The 4,094-nt window shown below is 33.5% G+C and carries 6 protein-coding genes; 1 reads left to right on the top strand and 5 read right to left on the bottom strand.

All coding sequences use genetic code 11. The features are described 5' to 3' along the window. Positions 1-199: hypothetical protein (locus ACODS7_RS31120; RefSeq protein WP_488828436.1), on the bottom strand; the 199-nt coding region annotated here is incomplete at its 3' end. A 208-nt stretch (positions 200-407) separates the two neighbouring features. Here ACODS7_RS31120 and ACODS7_RS31115 point away from each other — a divergent pair. After that, positions 408-683: a hypothetical protein gene (locus ACODS7_RS31115; RefSeq protein WP_488828435.1), complete on the top strand. Its 276-nt coding sequence runs from the start codon at positions 408-410 to the stop codon at positions 681-683. A 350-nt stretch (positions 684-1,033) separates the two neighbouring features. Here the strand turns inward: ACODS7_RS31115 and ACODS7_RS31110 are convergent, their stop codons facing one another. From ACODS7_RS31110 to ACODS7_RS31095, 4 genes are all read right to left on the bottom strand, one after another. Continuing rightward, a complete protein-coding gene (locus ACODS7_RS31110) occupies positions 1,034-1,915 on the bottom strand; it encodes an Rpn family recombination-promoting nuclease/putative transposase (protein WP_277547543.1) in 882 nt (293 codons plus the stop codon). Between the two features lie 426 nt (positions 1,916-2,341). Further along, the gene (locus tag ACODS7_RS31105) at positions 2,342-2,647 is read right to left on the bottom strand and encodes a hypothetical protein (protein ID WP_098652014.1); all 306 of its coding nucleotides are present in this window, start codon (positions 2,645-2,647) and stop codon (positions 2,342-2,344) included. Between the two features lie 68 nt (positions 2,648-2,715). Next, entirely contained in the window at positions 2,716-3,006 is a 291-nt protein-coding gene (locus ACODS7_RS31100) for an ArsR/SmtB family transcription factor (RefSeq protein ID WP_078187856.1), read from the bottom strand. 471 nt (positions 3,007-3,477) lie between these two features. Then, positions 3,478-4,094 (bottom strand): ribonuclease H family protein (locus ACODS7_RS31095; RefSeq protein ID WP_488828434.1); only part of this gene is annotated, 617 nt, incomplete at its 5' end.

Here is a 4,094-nt window from a genome sequence, read left to right as displayed (position 1 = left end):
AACAATAAGCGATTTGATCATTGGCTGCCTTTATTAGTTCCGTTTTAATCGGTTTTCCTAGTTGATTACTGTAGCTCCAATCCATTGTATACTTTTCATGTGTCATCACTTCTGCATTCACCTTTGGTATCATCAAGTTAAAGAAAAGAGTTAGTACAGAAAGTAGAGCTAGCATCCTAAATACATATTTTTTCCCCATGCTTAAACCTCCTAATTTGTTTTACATCTGTAATTATTTTAATATTTTAAAAAATCAAAATAAAATACTTTTTTTATTATAAAACAAAAAATGACAAACTTTAACACTGCATTAAATTTTTCAACAATTATTTGAATTTAGATTATAATTAATGTAACAACAACTTACTATGACATGAATCTTATCAATCATTTGGCGGTGACGTATAATGTATACAAATGAAAAGCCAATAAGATTAAAACAAGAAGTTTTATGTAGTCAGAGCGAATTATTAAAGCATGTAAAAGAGGTTTTAGTGAAAGAAGATATTAAAACTGCGGAGGTATATGATGCAAAGAGAGGTGAATTGCATTATACAAGTGAGACATTACGTAAAAAATTCAATTTAGCTTTCCCTCAAATTGTTGTGAAATCTGGTCTATATGATTTAAATAACCATTTAAAGTACATTCCTAGAGAAATAATCTATGAACAACTGAATTAGGGTTTCTTTGCCCATCCCCCGAAAAGGGGTATTAATACAAAATATTCCAAATTAGTCTTAGTTCAACTAAAGGATTAACCCTACTAATCGATGTTGTAACATAAACGTCCGTTTTTGTTACATTTTTTCTTTCTACATTCTAGCCTAGATCGTATTGAATTTAGATGTAACTAAATTCTGTCTCAAAAATATTTTGTCACAATATAAATCTTCTACCTTTTTGTTACGCTAATGATTTACTAACTGGTACTTTCTGTCTTATTCCCCTTTTTCGGGGGATGGGCAAAAACATCCTATTAGTTCTTTAGGTTTAGAAGCTTCAGTGGAACAACTAAAGTGTACCGTACACTTTAGTTGTCTAAAATATGGCGTATTTCTGACATATCCATATTCGTAAACTTCGCAATATCTTCGATATTCATGCCATTTTTATGCATGCCCTGGATTAGTTGGATTTTTCCTTCTTGAATTCCTTCTTCTCGCCCTTTTTTCTCTGCATACTTATATTTAGAAGCTTCATCGATAAGAGCCTTTTGTCTCGCCTCATATGACATACGGAATGCAGGGTCTTGACTCATCTTTTCCCACTTTTGCATCGCATCTTTTAAAATCGGATCTCGGTTCATGGCGATTTCCTCCAGTGTATGCGTTAATTGTGTATCTTCATTTGCGGATAGTAACAGCAACCATCTCACAAAAGAGTCTTCCCACGGATTTACTTGTTCTTCTTTCCATTGTGCCATTAATTTTGGAATTTCAATTACGTGTAACTCTAAATCGTCTACGAGTAACTTTTGTAACTCAATATCCCACAGTTTTCCTGTTGTATGAAATGTTTCGTATTCTGAGAAAACAGGAAAGTTTAAAATATTAATGGTGATGGTTTTTCTGAGTGCATCGTAAGAGCCACCTTTTTGCATTTGAGAAGCATATAAGCGACTCCAATAATACAAACTGCGTTTTAAAAAATCATGTTGGTTATTGAGCTGTATTTCAATAGAAATTTGGGTATTATCGTTTAAAGTGGCTAATACATCTAGAATAGACAATTTGTCCTTTTCATATTCACGGTGTAAATGTGGGTCTTCTATTTTCAGCGTTTGAATTGGTGAAGAGAGCGAAGACGCTAAAATCACGTTCAAAAATTGCATTAAAATCTGTTCATTTCCTCTTGAGCCAAATAATTGCTTGAAAGCAAAATCGACTCGCAAATTTACTAAAGGTTGATTCATAGAGTGAGTCACCTTTCTGTTTCGTATTCTATTTGACTTTTTTGCTATTCTCCTTTTTCGGGGGAATGGGCAAAGAATTATCTATATCTATTGTATCGGAGAAGAAAGAAAAGAAGCAACCCTTATTGAGTTTTTTGGGGGTATTTATTTTTAATAAACATCACGGTACGTGAAATTATTTTTTTTTGTAGCTTAAACATGCACCTATCTTTTTATGCCTTTCCCTTTTCTATCGCAGATTTAACCTATACTCTTTTTAACCCCCTTATCAATTCTTGTGCAGGGATTTCGTCTTTTTACATGTAAACATATTTATTTTGTCTTTTTCTTTCATTAGAAAGGCATCTGAGCGTCCGTTTTTCTCACTTTCCGCAAAAAACGAACGATTTTCTCGTATTCTAAAACTAATAAAACAAAATATACGGATTAGAGATGAACCGTCAAATGAGAAGAACAATAGTACACCGCTCGGTGTTTCAACTCTTCATACGTGTATAATTTTTGTTTATCAAATAATTTGGGATGCTTCTGTCTATAGTATCCGAACAATTCTTCTCCATTTTCCCGTATACGATACCGTCGAGTTTGTCTGATAGTACCTGGTATTTCAGAAGCAAACTGTTTGAGTATTTGTAATGCTTGTGAAGATGGGATTTCTTCTCCTGTTACATAGGCATGGATAAAGATAAGTTCTTTTATTGTTATATAATTGTAATGTGAATTCCCACTCATAGAAAAATCCCCTCCTCGGTCATTATTTTCATCCGTACATGACTAGGCATATAAATGAATCTATCTGTTTAGCCTATCAGTATCTTCAGCGTTTGTTTCACTTTTTCATCGTCCACTCGATAAAATACTTCTAATCCTTTTCGCTCATATGCTACGACTTTATGTGATTTTAACTTGCCAAGATGTTGCGAAACAGTGGATTGTGGCATGGCGAGATACCGTTGTAATTCAGAAACATTTAATGACGTTTTCTTTATTAATTGATGTACCATTTGGAGACGGACAGGGTGTGCTAATACCCTTAATACTTCTGCAACACGTTCTAATTCATTTGGCCCCGTGTAAAAGACATTTTTCATCTTCTTTTTCCTCCTTTATATAATTTTTTATACGTCTCCTTCATCAAATTCATTTCTTGATCTTTTCATATCTATTTTATCACATCCTATCTTATATGGGCATATATTTAGGAACAGCAAAAAGGACATCTTCCTCAGGAAGATGCCTTTTTTATGTGACTTTCTCTAGATGTTAATAATATTATATGTAATTTATTCGTAAATATACTAAATAATTGTACACTAGTAAATTAGACGTGTTATTCTTCACAAACACAGCTATTCCATGTGCTACGAAAGTTGCTGGTTCTACCACCCGATCCTTCACAACAATCTTGCTTGTGCCAGCGAAGAATCACGAACACGCTTTCGAATTATAAAATCTACCTCTCATTTTGTCAATAGCAGACAAATAACAAAACTATAAACAATAAACAGAATGACTTATAGTATCAGTCATATTTTAATTATAGGATTCATACCCAACTATTTTTATAAATTCGTTGCATATTTCGCAAGACGATCAGCTAAATCATTGTACTCATTACCGCTATGAGCCTTAACTTTTACAAATTGTATTTTAATATTCCGCATATATTTTTGCATAAAATCTTGATACTCTTTTGTTTGAGGGTTTTTAGCTCTCCAAGCTTTTGTTGCGAAATTTTCAATACCTGTATAGTCATAGTACAATATCATGTGTTTCCAGCCATTCGCTAAAGCCAATTCTACCGCACGTCTTGCACCCATAAGCTCAGCACCTACATTATGAGTAGCTGTTACATCTGAGTAGGGATAGGCACTGAAATCCTTTAAGTACACTTGGTTTTGAACAATCATCACTAAGCCATATCCTGCAATTTTCCGCTTCATGTTATAACTCCCATCAATATAAACTTCTACGATGGATTCTTGTGAAACACCTGAAGAATGTAACTTTGTTGGCTGTTCTTTTATGTTTTGAGAAGGAGGAGATACCTGATGCTTTTTATTTTGAATGAGAGTGGATGACAAATATTGTTGTGCTTCTTTTTTAGAAGGAAAAGAGCGGTACTGGGCACCTGAATACCCTTTCACATGCGTCTCACATTCTTTCCAAGAATAAAAAA

The sequence above is a fragment of the Bacillus sp. FG16 genome (assembly GCF_057809515.1).
The sequence above is the reverse complement of the archived record's forward strand: the minus strand, read 5'-3'. Positions and strand labels throughout refer to the sequence as shown.